The 15075-nt window shown below is 63.2% G+C and carries 11 protein-coding genes and 1 pseudogene; 4 read left to right on the forward strand and 8 right to left on the reverse strand.

Features of this window, described 5'->3' with window-relative positions; translation table 11 throughout:
- From M3149_RS14080 to M3149_RS14090, 3 genes are all read right to left on the reverse strand, one after another.
- On the reverse strand, positions 1-1187 hold a 1187-nt coding region (locus M3149_RS14080), incomplete at its 3' end, for an IS1182 family transposase (protein WP_251710177.1).
- Between the two features lie 138 nt (positions 1188-1325).
- On the reverse strand, positions 1326-2270 hold the full coding sequence (locus M3149_RS14085) for a sugar kinase (RefSeq protein WP_251710178.1): 945 nt from the start codon (positions 2268-2270) through the stop codon (positions 1326-1328).
- A complete protein-coding gene (locus M3149_RS14090) occupies positions 2267-3328 on the reverse strand; it encodes an SPFH domain-containing protein (RefSeq protein WP_251710179.1) in 1062 nt (353 codons plus the stop codon). The genes M3149_RS14085 and M3149_RS14090 overlap by 4 nt, the downstream gene beginning before the upstream one ends.
- A gap of 76 nt (positions 3329-3404) precedes the next feature.
- On the opposite strand from M3149_RS14090, the gene M3149_RS14095 reads away from it, so the two are divergent.
- The 4 genes and pseudogenes from M3149_RS14095 to M3149_RS23190 all read left to right on the forward strand — a co-directional run.
- Complete coding sequence (locus tag M3149_RS14095; protein WP_251710180.1) at positions 3405-4157, forward strand: NUDIX hydrolase; 753 nt, start codon at positions 3405-3407, stop codon at positions 4155-4157.
- Between the two features lies 1 nt (position 4158).
- Positions 4159-4974, forward strand: coding sequence for an isochorismatase family protein (locus M3149_RS14100; protein ID WP_251710181.1), 816 nt, complete (start codon positions 4159-4161; stop codon positions 4972-4974).
- 25 nt (positions 4975-4999) lie between these two features.
- A complete protein-coding gene (pncB, locus tag M3149_RS14105) occupies positions 5000-6253 on the forward strand; it encodes a nicotinate phosphoribosyltransferase (protein ID WP_285887119.1) in 1254 nt (417 codons plus the stop codon).
- Positions 6254-6923: 670 nt separating this feature from the next.
- Positions 6924-7001 (forward strand): annotated as a pseudogene (locus M3149_RS23190) (XRE family transcriptional regulator); the annotation flags it as partial.
- A gap of 37 nt (positions 7002-7038) precedes the next feature.
- On the opposite strand, the gene M3149_RS14115 reads toward M3149_RS23190, so the two are convergent.
- The 5 genes from M3149_RS14115 to M3149_RS14135 are packed head-to-tail and all read right to left on the reverse strand — an operon-like array spanning position 7039 to position 14992.
- Positions 7039-8715: a TniQ family protein gene (locus tag M3149_RS14115; protein ID WP_251710182.1), complete on the reverse strand. Its 1677-nt coding sequence runs from the start codon at positions 8713-8715 to the stop codon at positions 7039-7041.
- Positions 8678-10633: a TnsD family Tn7-like transposition protein gene (locus tag M3149_RS14120; RefSeq protein WP_251710183.1), complete on the reverse strand. Its 1956-nt coding sequence runs from the start codon at positions 10631-10633 to the stop codon at positions 8678-8680. Before M3149_RS14120 ends, M3149_RS14115 begins: the two co-directional genes overlap by 38 nt.
- Before the next feature lie 24 nt (positions 10634-10657).
- Positions 10658-12079 (reverse strand): ATP-binding protein, encoded by a 1422-nt coding sequence (locus M3149_RS14125; RefSeq protein ID WP_251710184.1) that lies wholly within the window; start codon positions 12077-12079, stop codon positions 10658-10660.
- Positions 12076-14307, reverse strand: a complete 2232-nt coding sequence (locus tag M3149_RS14130) for a transposase family protein (protein WP_251710185.1) — start codon at positions 14305-14307, stop codon at positions 12076-12078. Before M3149_RS14130 ends, M3149_RS14125 begins: the two co-directional genes overlap by 4 nt.
- Complete coding sequence (locus M3149_RS14135; RefSeq protein ID WP_251710186.1) at positions 14300-14992, reverse strand: TnsA endonuclease N-terminal domain-containing protein; 693 nt, start codon at positions 14990-14992, stop codon at positions 14300-14302. The genes M3149_RS14130 and M3149_RS14135 overlap by 8 nt, the downstream gene beginning before the upstream one ends.
- Between the last annotated feature and the right edge of the window lie 83 nt (positions 14993-15075).

The following is a 15075-nucleotide window of genomic DNA, read 5'->3' on the forward strand; positions in this document are numbered from 1 at the left end:
TTCACCCGACCCGCCGCGTAACATGCGGCAGCGACTTGACCACCGCGTCGCTCGTTCGTCGCAAGCGACGAGCGACACCGTGGACAAGTCTTCCGGCGCCTCACACACAAAAATTCGGACACGCCCGTCTGCCCTGCAGGGCACCGGTACTCGTCGCGCTCACTGTTGTAGATGAAGTCTCGCTTGTCAAAGCGACCCTCAAACTTACCACCCGAGGTCAGCGGCTTGGGCACCATCGCCGCGATACCCGCCTGTTCACATTCAAGAATCTGGTACCCCTCGAAGTAGCCACGGTCCGCCAAGACAATCAGATTCGGATGCGCTGCTGCCTCCTGGGCAGCCTTTGCCATTGCGGCCAACTGGCCGCGGTCCGTGACGGCGTTGGTCACCTCGTGCGCAACGATCAGATGGTGCTTGGCATCGACTGCGGTCTGCACGTTGTACCCCACGACTGCAGAACCCAGGCGACTGGTGGCCATGGAGCGAGCATCCGGATCGGTGAGAGAGATTTGACGCTCCTGCGAGGTTTGCAACTGCTCCTCGATCTTGCCAAGGCCGCGCATCTGCTCTTTGATCTTGGCGATCCTCTCCTTCAGACGGGCCACCCGCTCTGGAAGAACGATCGCGGGATCACGGTCGGCGCGGTCAAGCTCGGCGAGGTAACGGTTGATGCTGTGCTCCAGCTGCTGCATCCGCACCTGGATCTTGTTGCTTGTGAAGTTCTTGTCGCGGTTGTTGACTGCTTTGAACTTGCTCCCATCGATGGCAACAATGCCGTCGGCGAATAGCTTGAGCCGCCGGCACAACAGGACGAACTCGCGGCAAACCTTTCGGATCGCGTCTCCATGATCCTTGCGGAAGTCAGCGATGGTCTTGAAGTCTGGTGTCAGGCGGCCGGTCAGCCACATCAGCTCGACGTTGCGCTGAGCCTCACGCTCCAGGCGCCGGCTCGATTGGACTTGGTTGAGGTAGCCGTAGATGTAGATCTTCAGCAGCACTGCAGGGTGGTAGGACGGTCGGCCAGTCGATGCGGGCTTCACACCGTCGAAGCCGAGCTGGTGCAATTTCAGCTCATCGACGAAGACATCGACGACCCGCACTGGGTTGTCGTCTGCGATGTAGTCGTCCAAGCACTCCGGCAGCAGCGTGACTTGACTGCGCTCCTCGCCCTCGATGAATCGCTTCATATCGCCCACCTAAAGTCGCGTTGTCGAACCTTAAGTGATCACATCGGCCAATTCAAGCGTTTTCACACAGCCTCAGTCTTGAGCTGACTTCCAGATCCAAGAACTGCAACGATTGCATTGTCTTCACCGGGAACGATTTCAGATCACCAGCCTGCCAGTCGTCGCCGACGGCGCAATCGTGGCCTCCATCCCCGCCGTGAACTGCAAGTAGTCCGTCTCCATGCCGTCCGAGAAGATGATGCCGTTGTCCGGCATGCGCGATCGCACCTTGAGCGGCTCGCTGGGCAGCACCCGCCCGTAAACCAGCGTGGCCTGTGAGGTCCGTGTCGGAAACGGCTCCCGAACGGCAAACACCAGCGCCCGCTCTTCCCAGGGCATGGGCTGGTAGGCGTCCTCCGACGATGGCATGCCCAAGCTGCGCGCAATCGCCATCGAACCCGTCACGATGCTTTTGAGCCAGGCCGTGGAGCCCAGGCCGGTCGAGACGATCAAGCCCGAGGACGACTGGAATTCGGTTGTCGATCGATGCGACAGGTCGTAGAGCGCCGAGGTGTGGCTGCGGGGTCCGATGAAGAGATCGTTCACGGCGCGCAGCACCTGCCCGTCGCTCAGGCGCGCCTCGGCCATGGTCACCGGGCGGGTGTCTCGCTGGTCTGCTGCAACGCCCGGCAAGATCGCGCCTAGGTCAGCGGGCTGGAACGGCAGCAACACACCGTCCCAGCGCGACGGCTCCGGGTTGAGGCCCACCAGCGGTTGCCCCTCAAGGTACTTCATGGTGTTGGCCACCAGGCCATCCTGCCCCAGCGCCACCACGATGTCCGAGGCCGCAAACACGAAGTTGGCCAGCAGGGAGCGGTCCACGATCTGGTAGCGGCCCCAGGTTTGCAGGGCCTGAACGGTGACTCGCAGGCTGGCCGCGTACGCCTCGCTCTCGGTCAGGTAGTCCGAGAAATCCGCCCCCAGGTGCTCGACATAGAACTTCGCCTGTCCGAGTGTGTTGTAGCGGGCGATCAGGTTGTCCAGCCGGGTGCGCCGGGTCACCAGCACGACCCGCCGATCACCTTGTGCAGCGCCCGTGCTCACACCGTCCTCCGTGCCGCCACCGACCCAGTCCCGGCTCCTGCGCCCGCACCGGCGCCCAGCAGCGAATTGAGCAACTCGGGCGACATGTTCAGCTGCCCGATGCGCTCGGCCCGCTCGGCGATGCCGCCAAAGGCCTGGGCGATCAGCTGGCCGGGCTGCATGCCCACGGCCGCCAGGGCCTGCACCACCCGGGGATCGGCTTTCTCCAGGGCGTCCATCACCGCGCGCACCTTGTGCGCCTGCGCCTCCGCCTCCTGGCGCGTGTTCTCGGACTCGCTGGTGACGAATTCCTTGCGCTGGTTCTCCAGCACGATGTCGGCGCTCATCTGCTCCGCCCGCAATTCGTTCTGGCGCCGCATGGCCGCGGCCTTGGCCTCCATCTGGGTTTCCTGGATCTCGCGCTTCTTCACCTCCACTGCGATCTCCGTGTCCAGTTCGTTCTGCCGGATGGCCCGCTCGTTCTGCACCCCGGCCATGCGGCGCTGGGAGATCGCGTCATCGGCTGCTTTCAGGTTGGCCTCTCGGGCCTCGGCCTCCAAGGCCCGCGCGATGTCGGGTGTGGGTTTGATGGCCACCACCGCCACCCCCAGGATCTCCAGGCCCAGCGCCTTCACCTCGGGCTGGTTGCCCAACTGTTCCTGTGCGGCACGCGCGACCTCGGCCGTGGCCTTGAGTGCATTGCGAAGCGGCAGCGCCTGGATCACCTGCTGCACGATGGCGCGCACCTGCATCACGACCCGGTCCTGCAGGCGCTCAGGGTCGTCCGAGGCGTAGGTGACGCCATCGGGCTCCAGTGAGAAATCCATCATCTTGTAGATGCGGCCGGGGTCGCCCACCCGGTAAGTGACTTCGCCCTGAACCGTCACACCCTGGAAATCGCTGGTGACCAGGTCCAGCATGAAGCCGGCGTCGCGGCTGGCGATCGGCACCGCGACCAGCGAGGTGGTGGGTGCGTAGTAGAAGAAAGACAAGCCCGCCCCCTGGCGCACAAGCTTGCCGCCGCGGAACTGCATGAGGTGGGTGGTGGGCTGCGATTTGATGAACTGGATGCCAAGCATTTGGATCTCCTTGTTAAGTTGCACAGTACAACCTTTAATAAGTTGTATAGTACAACCCGAACAGGAGATGTCAAGCATGGCCGCCAAAAAACCCGCAAGACGCCCACCGGTATCCGCCTTCGAACGCCCGCTGGTCACGGTCGACGTGGTGATCTTCACGGTGCTCGACGACCAGTTGAAGGTGCTGCTCGTGCGCCGTCCGGATGTGGCGTTGGATCCCCACCCAGGGCGCTGGGCTCTGCCGGGCGGATTCATCAACGTGGAAGTCGACGCGAGCCTGCACCACTGCGCGCTGCGCAAGCTGCGGGAGAAGACCGGGCTTCAGACCCCCTACCTGGAGCAACTGGGCAGCTGGGGCAGCGCTACACGGGATCCGCGGGGGTGGTGTGCCACCCACGTCTACTTCGCCCTGGTTCCACCGCCCGAGGTGGGTGAAAAAACGGCGGAGACTGCGCCACCTGGATCCGCATGGATCGAGGTCGCCATGGCCTTGCGTAAGCGCCTGGCCTTCGACCACGCAGAGATCCTGGCGGCGGCTGTGGAGCGTCTGCGTGGCAAGGTGGAGTACACGTCGCTTCCGGCCTTTCTGTTGCCAGAGCCTTTCACGCTGCCGCAGCTGCAACGCACCTACGAGACCGTGCTGGGCCGGCCCATGGACAAGAGCGCGTTTCGCAAGCGCATGCTGGACGCGCAGTTCCTGACCGAGGCGGGGCCCATCGCCGGTGATGCCGGTCGCGCTGCCATGGGCTACCGCATCCTGGACCGTGAGCGAGCGGCGGTGTTTCCGCGGACGTTCCGCTCTGTCGAAGTGCAATCCACCAAGGACTGACATGCGCACCAAGCTGCTGATCATTGATCCCCAAAACGATTTCTGCGACATCGGCGGCGCGGCGCTGCCGGTCGCCGGTGCCAACCACGACCTCAAGCGCCTGGCCAGCTTCATCGAGGAGAACCAGGGCCACATCAGCGACGTCACGGTCACGCTGGATTCGCATGCGAGCGTTGCGGTCGAACGCACCACGTTCTGGCTGGGCCGGGACGGGCAGTCGGTTGCGCCCTTCACCTTCATCACAGCAGCGGATGTGATCGCCGGTGCCTTCCGCCCCAGGGATACTGGCTTGACCGCCCAGGTCGTCGGCATGCTCGAACAACTGGCGGCTGCTGGCAAGGAAGGGATGGTGGTGTGGCCGGTGCACTGCGTCACGGGGACCTGGGGTCACAACATCCATAGCGATGTGGCCCGCAGCCTCGCGGCCTGGGAAATGACCCACCAGCGCGCCGTGGCCAAGGTGCTCAAGGGCGAGTACCCGTTGACCGAGCACTTCGGGGTGTTCGAAGCCGATGCTCCCGTGCCGTCGGTCCCGGGCACCCAGTTCAACACGGCGCTGGCCACCTCGCTTGCCGGCGGTGCCGATCTCATCGCCATCGCGGGTCAGGCATCAAGCCACTGTGTGGCGGCCAGTTATGACCAATTCATGCGCTTCCTGGCCGGTGCACCCGCTCTTATGCCGAGAGTGGTGCTGCTGCGGGACTGCATGAGTCCGGTGCCGGGCTTCGAGAAGCTCGCCGATGCGTTGTTCGAACGCGCTCGCGCGGCCGGCACCGGTGTGACGACCGTGGACGAGTTCGCACAATCCTTGTCATGACAAACGGACACAACTGGGAGACCCATTGAACACGCACCACACACCAGCGCAGGAAGCGATAGCGGACTATGTTCCGGTCGTGACTTCACTGCTGGGGACCGACCTTTACAAGTTCACCATGCTGCAGCCCATGCTGCACTCGATGCCGGCCAACCAGGCCGAGTACCGCTTTGTGTGCCGCAACGAGGCCGCTTACCCGCTCAGCGAGATCCGGGGCGAGGTGGAACGACAGATCGAGCACCTGTGCACGCTGCGCTTCACCGAGGAAGAGCTGCAGTACCTGGGTGGCCTGCGGTACATGAAATCCGACTTCATCGATTTCCTGCGGATCTTTCGCCTACAGCAGCGCTACATCTCGGTGTCGGCCAACGGTGATGGGCTGAGCATCGTGGCCAAGGGTCCCCAGATCCATGTGATGCTGTTCGAGATCTTCGTGCTCGCCATCGTCAACGAAATCCACTTTCGGCGCCTGGCCACGCCGGAAGCGCTCGAAGAAGGTCGTCGGCGTCTGCAGGGCAAGATCACGCTGCTGCGGATCGGCGCGCGGGAACTTCAACGCGAGCACCCGTTCGAGTTCTTCGACTTCGGTGTGCGCCGGCGCTTCTCGGCCGCGTGGCAGGAGGAGGTGGTGGCGACCCTGGCGCGTGAGGTGCCCGAGTTCTTCAAGGGCACGTCCAACGTCCACTTGGCAAAGAAATACGGCCTGGTGCCCATCGGCACCATGGCGCACGAATACCTCCAGACCTTCCAGGCAACGGGCGTACAACTCAAGGGCTTTCAGAAGGCGGCCCTGGAGAACTGGGTGCAGGAGTACCGCGGGGACCTGGGCGTGGCCTTGACCGATGTGGTGGGCATGGACGCGTTCCTTGCCGACTTCGACCTCTACTTCGCCAAGCTCTTCGACGGGCTGCGCCACGACTCGGGTGATCCCGTCATGTGGGGCGAGAAGGCACTGGCGCACTACGCCCGCCTGAAGGTCAATGCGCACAGCAAGCGGCTGGTGTTCTCCGACGGCCTGGACCTGCAGGCTGCACTGGGTCTGTACGAACGTTTCGCCGACCGCATCCAGACCGGGTTCGGCATCGGCACGAATCTCACCAACGATGTGGGTTTGACCCCGCTGAACATTGTCATGAAGCTGGTGAGCTGCAATGGCCAACCCGTCGCCAAGCTCTCCGACTCGCCGGGCAAAACCATTTGCGACGACGAGACGTTTCTTGCGTACCTGCGTCAAGTGTTTCGTATCGAGGATGGAAACAGCCAACTGATCAAATCTTGAAGCCAAAGGTGTCTAGGATTCTGACGGCCTGCACAGGCCGTTTCGACAGCTTCAGACTGGACTGAGTCATTCGAGCGCGATTTCCCTGAAGTCGGAGGCGATCACCACCTGACATTCGACGGCCAGTGCTTCGCAGGACTGCAATGCCATAAAGACTGGGTACTCGAAGACGTGTGGCAGCAGCCAGTTCCCGAATGAGTTGTTGAACTCGAGTTGAACTGGAGCTGCCGACCCCCAATGCAGGCATTTGTCGCAGAACTCCGATCCAGTCATCCCAAAATTGACAGCTAGTCCAATGTTTTACGTGCCATTGGTTGAATGGCTGGCCGCAGGCGATAAGGCATCCATAGCCTGCGAGAGCAAGCTATCCTTGCACCAATATCCAATGAAGGAGACATTTCATGAAGCATCGATTCATGGCAGGCCTGTTGTTGATCCTTGCTTGCAGCGGGATCAAGGCGGCTGTCATCTTCGGCGGCTACGACTGTGGTCAGCCGTAAGTACCGCGTCTCAAGTTACGCGAGCCTGTCTACCAGACAACCCCTCAAGCCTATCGCGAAGTTGTTCGACTGCCCTTGAAAACTGACCCACTTAGAGCAGCAATTTCCATTTAAAGCTGACCCACGTAAGAACCCTATCCTGCTGCTTTTGGCAGCAGGAGATTTCAGGAGTGATAGACGTGGCAACTTTGAGTGGCATAAGACGCTGGGCACTGCGCGAGCAGATGTCCATACGTGCCGAGTCGCGCTGACGGATAGCGCCGATCGCAGAGCAAAACGTTTGTATCACTGGTTTTTGTGGCTGGCGGTGAAGCATGCGATGGCTTCGATGCACACCTGACGATTGACCCGCCTCGGTGGCAGGCCGGCGCGCACCAAGACTTCCAAGGCACTCGGGTAGCGGCCTTCCTCAATGAAACTGCGTGCGGCCCAGAACGCCAGGCGGCGATCCTTGTCCGCGTTGACGGCGTCTACCAAGGCCTGAAGCGCTGGCGTGTGGGCGATCGTGTGCAAGGCCTGATTCATGGAGATCTGGACGAACTTCGCCAAAAGACCCGCATGCACACGCGCCGGCCGTGCCTGCGTTCGCAGCACCGAGAACAAGGCCCGAGACAGGGCCACGGCCCTGTCCTGTTGAACGCGCTGCGCCGGCTTTTGCGGGGAGGCGGGCGCGACGCGCTGCGCCTGGATGCTTGCTCGCAGCCAAGACCGATCGCGGATCGATGCGCGAATCGCCGCCGAGACATTTTTCGGTATGTGATCGCTCTGTCCCAGTAGCTTCTCAAGCTTTTCGCGATCGGCCTCGACAGTCGGGATGGGCTTGTGCAAGGGGTAGCCGTGCGCTCGCACGAAGGCGCTGTCGCGCAAGCGCAGCAGCCAAAAGAGCTTCGGTGAACTGTTCAGCAGCTGCCTAGCGGCCTTCCCTGGCGATTCGGATTCGAACCGCTCGAATTCCTGGCGTGCTTGCTCGATCGTGAAGGGGCGCCGTCGCATGGGTTTGACCGGCACATCGGCCACATCGACTTGGCTAACCGCCTGTCTGAACTCGTCGAAGCTCAGCCCAGCTGCAGCCAGCAGCGCGCAGAATTCCGGTGCGCGCAGCGCTGTCACGCCGCCACCGGTCTTCAATCGCAGGGAGGCCCCTGCGTCTTCCCAGCTCAGAACGGCGCTGGCCTTGGAGCGGCCTTTGTCCGGCGGGCCATAGGCGTCTTGCATCAGTTGCATGGCGCTGCGCTTGAAGCTCTTTCGCATCATTCCCGAGCGCTCGCGCAGAACCGCAAGGATCTGCTCCAGCGTCCACGGTGCGTCGGTGCAGGTAAGAGCGTCCGCCGCAAACTGGCTCAGTCGCAGCAGGGCTTGCTGATGCGCGGGCGGTGATGCGGTGATGCTCGAAAGGTCCTGGCCGCACTGGCATCGAAGCGCCGGGGGGCGCAACAGCGCTCGGGTAAAGGGCATGACCACGATCTCGCATACCGGGCAGGTGAACCGTAGGGTCACCCCGTGCCGGGTGCAGACACGTGCCACAGGTAACTGGTGGTTGCGGTGCACATATGGCTCACCGAAGGCCTTGATATCGTCCCACAGGCAGGCTGGACAGTACTGAGCGCCCGGCAGGAACTGGGAGTGGCCCAACGTCGTTAGTCTAGAGATTCGGCCACTCGCAGCGTCGAATCTAACCTGCGACCGGGTTTTGGTGGCTTGGTTAAAAGACAGCCAGAATGGCAAAACGGTCAGTTCGCGAAGCATCCGCGGATAGGTGTAGCCCAACGCAGCCAGCAATCTCTCCAGCTTGGCATCCTGCATGGGAGTGCTGAAGAACGGCGAGAGCGTACGCCGCCCGTAACCGGTCTCTTCCAGGAGACTGCGCCACAGGCCGGCGCCGTTATACAGCTGGAGCCGCGTCAGGAGGGACGCCAGCATTTCGTCAGGGTAGGCCGTGGGGACGTAGGGAATTCTGAGCATGGAGCGGTTCAACCAGTTGATTCGCATAGGTGGTGAGCGAGGGCGACCATCGGCGCAGACCCGCCAGACGCTGGACGCGCCACAGACGTAGCTGAGCACCTTCGCTGACCAGCAGGGCAACAGCGTAGTCGACACGGCGCATGCCAAAGGCCTGCTCCGACTCCACCTCCTTGTCCAGCAAGACGACAAGCTGGGGAAGTTGGCCCAGGTTGCGCCTAACCATCGTCTCGCCGAGAGAACGCAGCAGCCGGGTCTTCGTCAAGCGCTGCGGTGGCGCCTCGTCTCGTAACTGGCTGAGTTGCTGTTGCAGCAACTGACAGAGCTCGGTGTCGCGCCTGACCCAGTCCACCCGGCCTGACCCGCCATTGCGGCGTTTGAAAGAAGGCTCCGCGTTGTTCGTTGAGACGAGCCAGGCGCGGTCATGCCGGTAGAGCCAGGCATAGTCGGCGCCGGCTCGCGCACGGGCCGCAGCCACTCCACCCATCCCTTCCATCCGGCAGGCCTGCAGCGCAGTCACCCAGCTTGCCCGCCGCAGTGGCCCCTGCGCGATACCGTCCTCGTCTCGGCGAGGCCGTGGCGTCGTCGGGTACTGAGCGAGGATCCGGTACACCGAACTCAGCGAGACGCCCGTCCGTTTGGCAACGGCCGGCAGCGAACACAGCGAGCCCAAGGCCTTCAGGACCTGGTCGATCACGGTAGGATGCAGCGACTTGCGGCGTTCCTGGATAGGAATGGCCCGTGCTCGGCGCAAGGCCACCACGGTCGTCACGCTCTTGCCCACCCTCGCGGCCGCTTGGCGGCAGGATAGCGATGGATCGCGCAGCGCGTCCTCGAGGGTGATCGCTAGCGTAGAGGACGAAGCATGAACCTTGACCGCGCCGACGACGACCGGGTCAATGGCGGCCAGTGCAAAGGACGGGTCGTCGAGCGGCCGAGCGGGAAGTGCCAGGTCGTACTCGGCACAAGCCACCTTGAACGCCGCCACGGAGCCGAACAGGAAGTCGATCAGCAACAGATGACAGATTGGGTGCAGCGATCGCTCAGGCCTGTCGAACAGGGGCCTAAGCCAGCCCAGCGGATGCGCAGCGGTGGCAAGTAGCCGCGCCTGATGGTCGAAGCCCTCAAAGTCGTCGTAGCGCCGGCGAAGCGCATCGACAAGTGCCGGGAATTCCACGCGGCCGCGTCGGGTGCCGTATCCCAGCGCCAGCGCGGCCTCCCGGTACGTCGCCGCCCGCTGCAACGGAGCGATCACGGGCAGGGCGATCTCAAGGAGGTCCTGCGACAGCAGGGCGAACCGCAATTGCCGCGCGTCGGCCTGGATGGCGCTCTGCGCCCCTGGCGTAGCCATGGGCGAAAGCAGCCGCTGACGGTGCGTACGGGCCTGCAACTGCATGCCATGGAGCGGGATGCCGTGGATGGTGCAGAGGTTAACACCGGGCAGTTGGTGTCGGCGCATCCAGTAAAGGCTGCCATAGCAACTCCAACTGTCGACCATGCAGTCAGGACAGCTGCGCAACGCAGGATGGGCGCCAAAGCGGTTGGCAACCCTGCCCATCAGCGTCTTGAGTCCCTTCCCATCGCCGTGCAGCAGGATTTGGCGTACACGGGAGTGACTCGCTGCCGTGAGGAAGGGCCGGTGGTAGGGCAGCAGCGTTCCTCGATCCAGCAGTTCGTCGAGGGTCGCGAACGGAAGCCAGCTGCCGAGTCGATGGGCCAGCGCAAGCAACTGCGTCGGCAGGTCTACGCTCGGCACTAGCGTGCAGCAGCCGAAGAATCGCTGTAGGACATCACGCGGCGCGCCCATGGCATTGAGCGCAGCGACCCGGGCCAGCCACGAATACAGTAGCTCGTCCGGTAGTAACGTGGGCACATACGCGATGCCGGCGACGGACCCCGAAGCTCGGGTAATGGGGTGCAAGGCCGGACGCGAGTGTTGGAGTGCTCAGAAGGCCAGCGGGTCTTCCTCGGGCAGGTCGACCGGGCCTGCGTTGAGGGCGGCACCCCGGCGCGCACGCTTGGCCGGGCCGGACTCCGGGCGCGGCGTGGACGAAACGTCGTCGAACTCTTCGCCGGCCCCCTCGCCCTTCCCGTTTACCGGCTGCTCGTCCTTGGCACCGAGCAACCGCCGAAGCGCCCGATATCGTGGGCTGAAAATCAGGTCATCGAAGGTGCGTAGCTTGCGGGGATCGTTGCTGCGCAAGGCGGCAATGGCGGGTTGCAGGAAGGCCATGTCGGTCGCTGCGGTGCGCTCGAATGCTGCAGCATCGATGACCTCGCGTCCTCCGATTTCGTTGCGCTGCGAAAGCACGAAGGCCAACGCGGCAAAGGCGGTGTTGCCGGCGGACGCCTGGTGCCAGGCGTCCAGGGTCGCCTTCGTCAGCGAGGTCTTCTTCTTGACATAGGAGTAGTCCCAATAGGTTTCGCAGAAGTCTTCCCATTGCGGGTCGGACCTTGCCATGGGCCGGAGCACGGTCTCGCCATAGGAGGCGAGCTTGCGGGCATTGCGCACACTCCCTTCGATCACCGATTGCACGGCCGGCGTGGCCAAGGCTAGCAGGCTGATACCCAGCCGCTCAATGATCTCGCTGAAGAGATTCAGGACGAACTCGGCATTCCCTCCACGGGCGCTGCGCAGGTTCTGGACTTCGTCGACCACCATGAAGCCCAACGAGACGGCCGTCGCCACCCGGTTCATCAATTCCACCATCGGCGCCACGTTGCGGATGGCATTGGCCTGGCGCGCATAGTTGGTGCCTAGCAACCGGTCAATCTCGTCGAAGAACTGGATGCACAGGCTCTTCAAAGTGGCGTCATGAGGCACCCGCAGCACCACGTAGACAACCTGATGGCATCGGAGCTCGGTGCCCTGGTACGCGCTGTGCACGATCACCTGGGGGTATCTCAGGAGATAGGCCAGCGCGAACGTGGTCTTGCCCATGCCACTCACCGCCATCATGAAGTGGCCCTTGGCGGAGGACTTCCAATTGGCCGGGAACGGAAAGCCGTCGCTACCACCAGTGGCAAGCGCGTGACGCCGCTGCCGGTCGATCACGGACAGCGGATTGCGCGCCACATAGGTGTCGCGCATCATGGTCGCCAGCGCGAGGCCCGCCTTCTGGTACTCGGGGAACGGGAACACCAAGTCGTTCACCGCTGACAACTCCATGATCCGCACGACCTCGCCGGCCTTGCGCGTCGTGGCGCTGGGGCGGATTGGATAGTGTGAGAGCAGGGTCAAGAACTCGAGCTTGGTCTGCTCGATGGGGGGTAATGCCTCGATGAACGGATTCCCCGAAAACCTGCGGACGCCGGTGTCCACATAGGCTGCAGTTTGGACGAGGCTATCGCTGGTTTCGTGACTCAACGTCGGCTCCTGTGCTTGCGTATCAAGGCCAGATTGCGCTGGCGCTCTTCCTCTTCCACGCGCATCCAGTCGGGTGTCGACGCTTGCGGCGGGTCGGCATCAGTAGATGCGTTGGAGGACTTGCCATGGAGAGCAGCCTTCATGCGGGCCGTCTCCTTGTTTCGGGCCGCAATCAATTCGGCGCGAGGAAGTTGGGCGGCGGCAGGTTTGCCTTTAACTGCCTTGCCCAAGTTCGACACAGCCCCTTCGGCTGCCGTCTTGCCCGGGGACGTATGCTTGGCGGTCTTCGCGGCGACGCGCGCGACACGTCCCTGATGGTCGGCACGTGCCCACAGCAGCGCCGTGTGATCCGCCATTGCCTCCTCCTCGTCCAGCGAGACTCCGGCGATCTCGTTGGCCACCCCGCCCGACATCTGAAACCGCGCCCAGTTCCCATGCACATTCGGGACAAAGATTTGCGTCGGCAAGGTCTTGTCCAGTCGCACATCCACGCGTCTGGGACGACGCGTCGAGTGGCGCGCTAGCCCGGCGGCAGGTTCGTTGTCGGGCAGGTAAGGGCGGCTCTTGTAGCTGAGCACACCGTTGGCGATGCTGGCCTTGTCGGTGCTCAGCAGCAGGCGATGGTAGTCGTTCTCGCTGAGCGGCGCCGAACGCAGGCCTGTGATGTGGCGCAGGCCCCAAAGGTAGGCCTCCCGCGGCGTGGGCTGCACACCGGCTTGGGTCAGGACCCGGCGGCGGCGCAACGTGCTGTGTGGGCGGTTGTTGTGGTCGACGACGATATCGACCAATAGCCGGTAGGCCTCCGAGAGGGTCCGCACTGCGGCGGCAGCGGCCTTGCGTGTCGCCCGTTTGGTCCTGGGGTCCATCGGACGGTCAGCAAAAACACCTTCGATGCCGGATGCGGCCATGCGGCGCTTGATTTCGCGGATCAAGCGCTCCACGATGGCCTTGCCATCAGGGCAAAGCGGCGGCAATGGGGTCAGATCGATGCGCAGGTCGTTGACGACGCTCTGTTCCATCGATTCGCTCATGAAGTCGGAGCCGCGGTCGGGGCAGATCACGGCGGGCATCCGCCCCACGGGCCAGCGCTCGTCAGTGACGTTGATGCCCAGCCGGTTGAATCGGGCTTCCCGCGAAGTGAAGGCAACGAGTAGCGCGTGGCGCACTTCCTCATAAGAGGCTGGTCGCAGCGAGATGTAGGCCGAGACGACGAATCGGCTCCAGCGGTCAATCAGCAGATAGATTGTGGGCTTGCCAAGCAGCACCGGCGGGTCGTCGCTGGACACCAGATGCAGTCGTCCGCCGGTGGCGTCGATCTCGTAGATCTCCCCAGGACCTGCGGCACGCACGTTGCCCGTGAAGCCCGGATTGCGCGTATGCGTACGCACATTCCTGGCCAGCTCCTCGGTGACCCTCAGGTGCTCATCAAGGTAGTTGCGGAATTGTCGGGCCGTGACTGGCTCAGGAATCTCACGGGCGACGTATTTGTCATAGAGCGCCCTGTGCCGCGCGCGGAATTCTTTGGCCAGGTAGTCTTCGTGTGCAATGGTCTTGAACGTAGGACCTTTGGCCAGCAGCCGCTTGAAGCAGTCAACCATGTCCTGGATGTCTTCGGAACGAACGATGAACTCGTTGCGACCCAGTTCACGAGCCAAGGAACTCTGGCGTCCACGTCGCCGCGGCGGGGGACGTCCAGTCTCGGTGTCGTCCGCGTAAGCTACCTGGCCGGGCTTGACGCCCGGAGGCAGAGGGAGCAGCGCCAGGCGCGTACCGCCGAAGTAGTAGTACCTCAGCAAGGTTCGCAGCACCGTGGACGGACTCGACTCCGTCTCCTCAGCGCGCTGACGGACTAGCGCGGAAAAGGACTGGCGGGACAGATTGGACTCACTCTGAAATGCTTGGACCAGCGCCTGCACCAGACCCCAGGCACTATCGAGCAAGGCGGCCTTGTCGGAATCTTTCTCCGGCTCGGTTGACAAGGCTGGTGGCAACACGAGACGCCCCCAGGCCGCTGACGGAGATGCAGCGAGCGCCTTCAGATCCCGCAGCGGTATCGCGTGGGGCCGGCGCGCGTATCGAGCCGCCTCGGGGTCGCCAACCCACATGCCGTACGCGCAGGTCCGGAAGACATGCGTGAGTCGCAAGTAGCGATGAGGCGCTGACCCGACACGAAGAACCAGCCCGGCAGTGAGGGCTGGGCTGTGCGGAAGCACCTGGAAGTCAGGCATGTGCGAGGTCCGACGTCATGACGACGGGCGCGTCCATTGAAAGGGGGCGTGCGAGCGAAGGCTGAATCTGGCCTGACCACGCGCAGTAGCGGAAAACATCCTCCGTCGTGGCGACTGGCTGCCGTAGCGACCGCGACACGCGTGCCAGCACTTCGCTCAGCAACCGGTTGGGTGCATGGTGGGCAGCGAACTGCGCCACGAAGCGTTCCTCTAACGCGGCATCGGGAGCGTACTTGTGACGGAACCAGCCGCGTATGAAGCGCAGGGTCTCCAGCATGGTTTTGTCGAATCGCTGGGTGTCCACGAGAGTCCAGGGGATGCCTCGGTCCTGGCACCAGGCGTGTTCGACGGCCAGTCGCAGCCGTGTTTCAGGATCCCGCGCATCGTCCGGCGACTTGACGCTGGCTGCCCGGTACGTCAGTCGGCCGTCGACCCGCTCGGTGACCAGAAAGTCGATAGTGAACGGTTCGGGACAGCCGTTTCGCATGCGCGGGCGTACGCCGAACCTTGCGCACAACTCCAACGTTCGATCCATGTCCAAGATGGGCCACTGCTCGCGGATCTCGGCAATGCCAGCGCGTCTTTCCAGAAGATAGAAATAGATGGCCTCCAGTTCAGACAGCAGATGGTGCGATCTGCCGCTGGACACCCCGCGGCTCACCAATGACGTGCCACGCGACGGCACGTCGCGGACCTTCAGCCACGGGACATAGTGGGGGCCACACCCAACGCCACGGCGACGCCTGATCCGTGCCCGCAGGTAGGGTG

The sequence above is a fragment of the Hydrogenophaga intermedia genome, from assembly GCF_023715105.1.
GTDB classification, from domain to species: Bacteria; Pseudomonadota; Gammaproteobacteria; order Burkholderiales; family Burkholderiaceae_C; genus Hydrogenophaga; species Hydrogenophaga intermedia_A.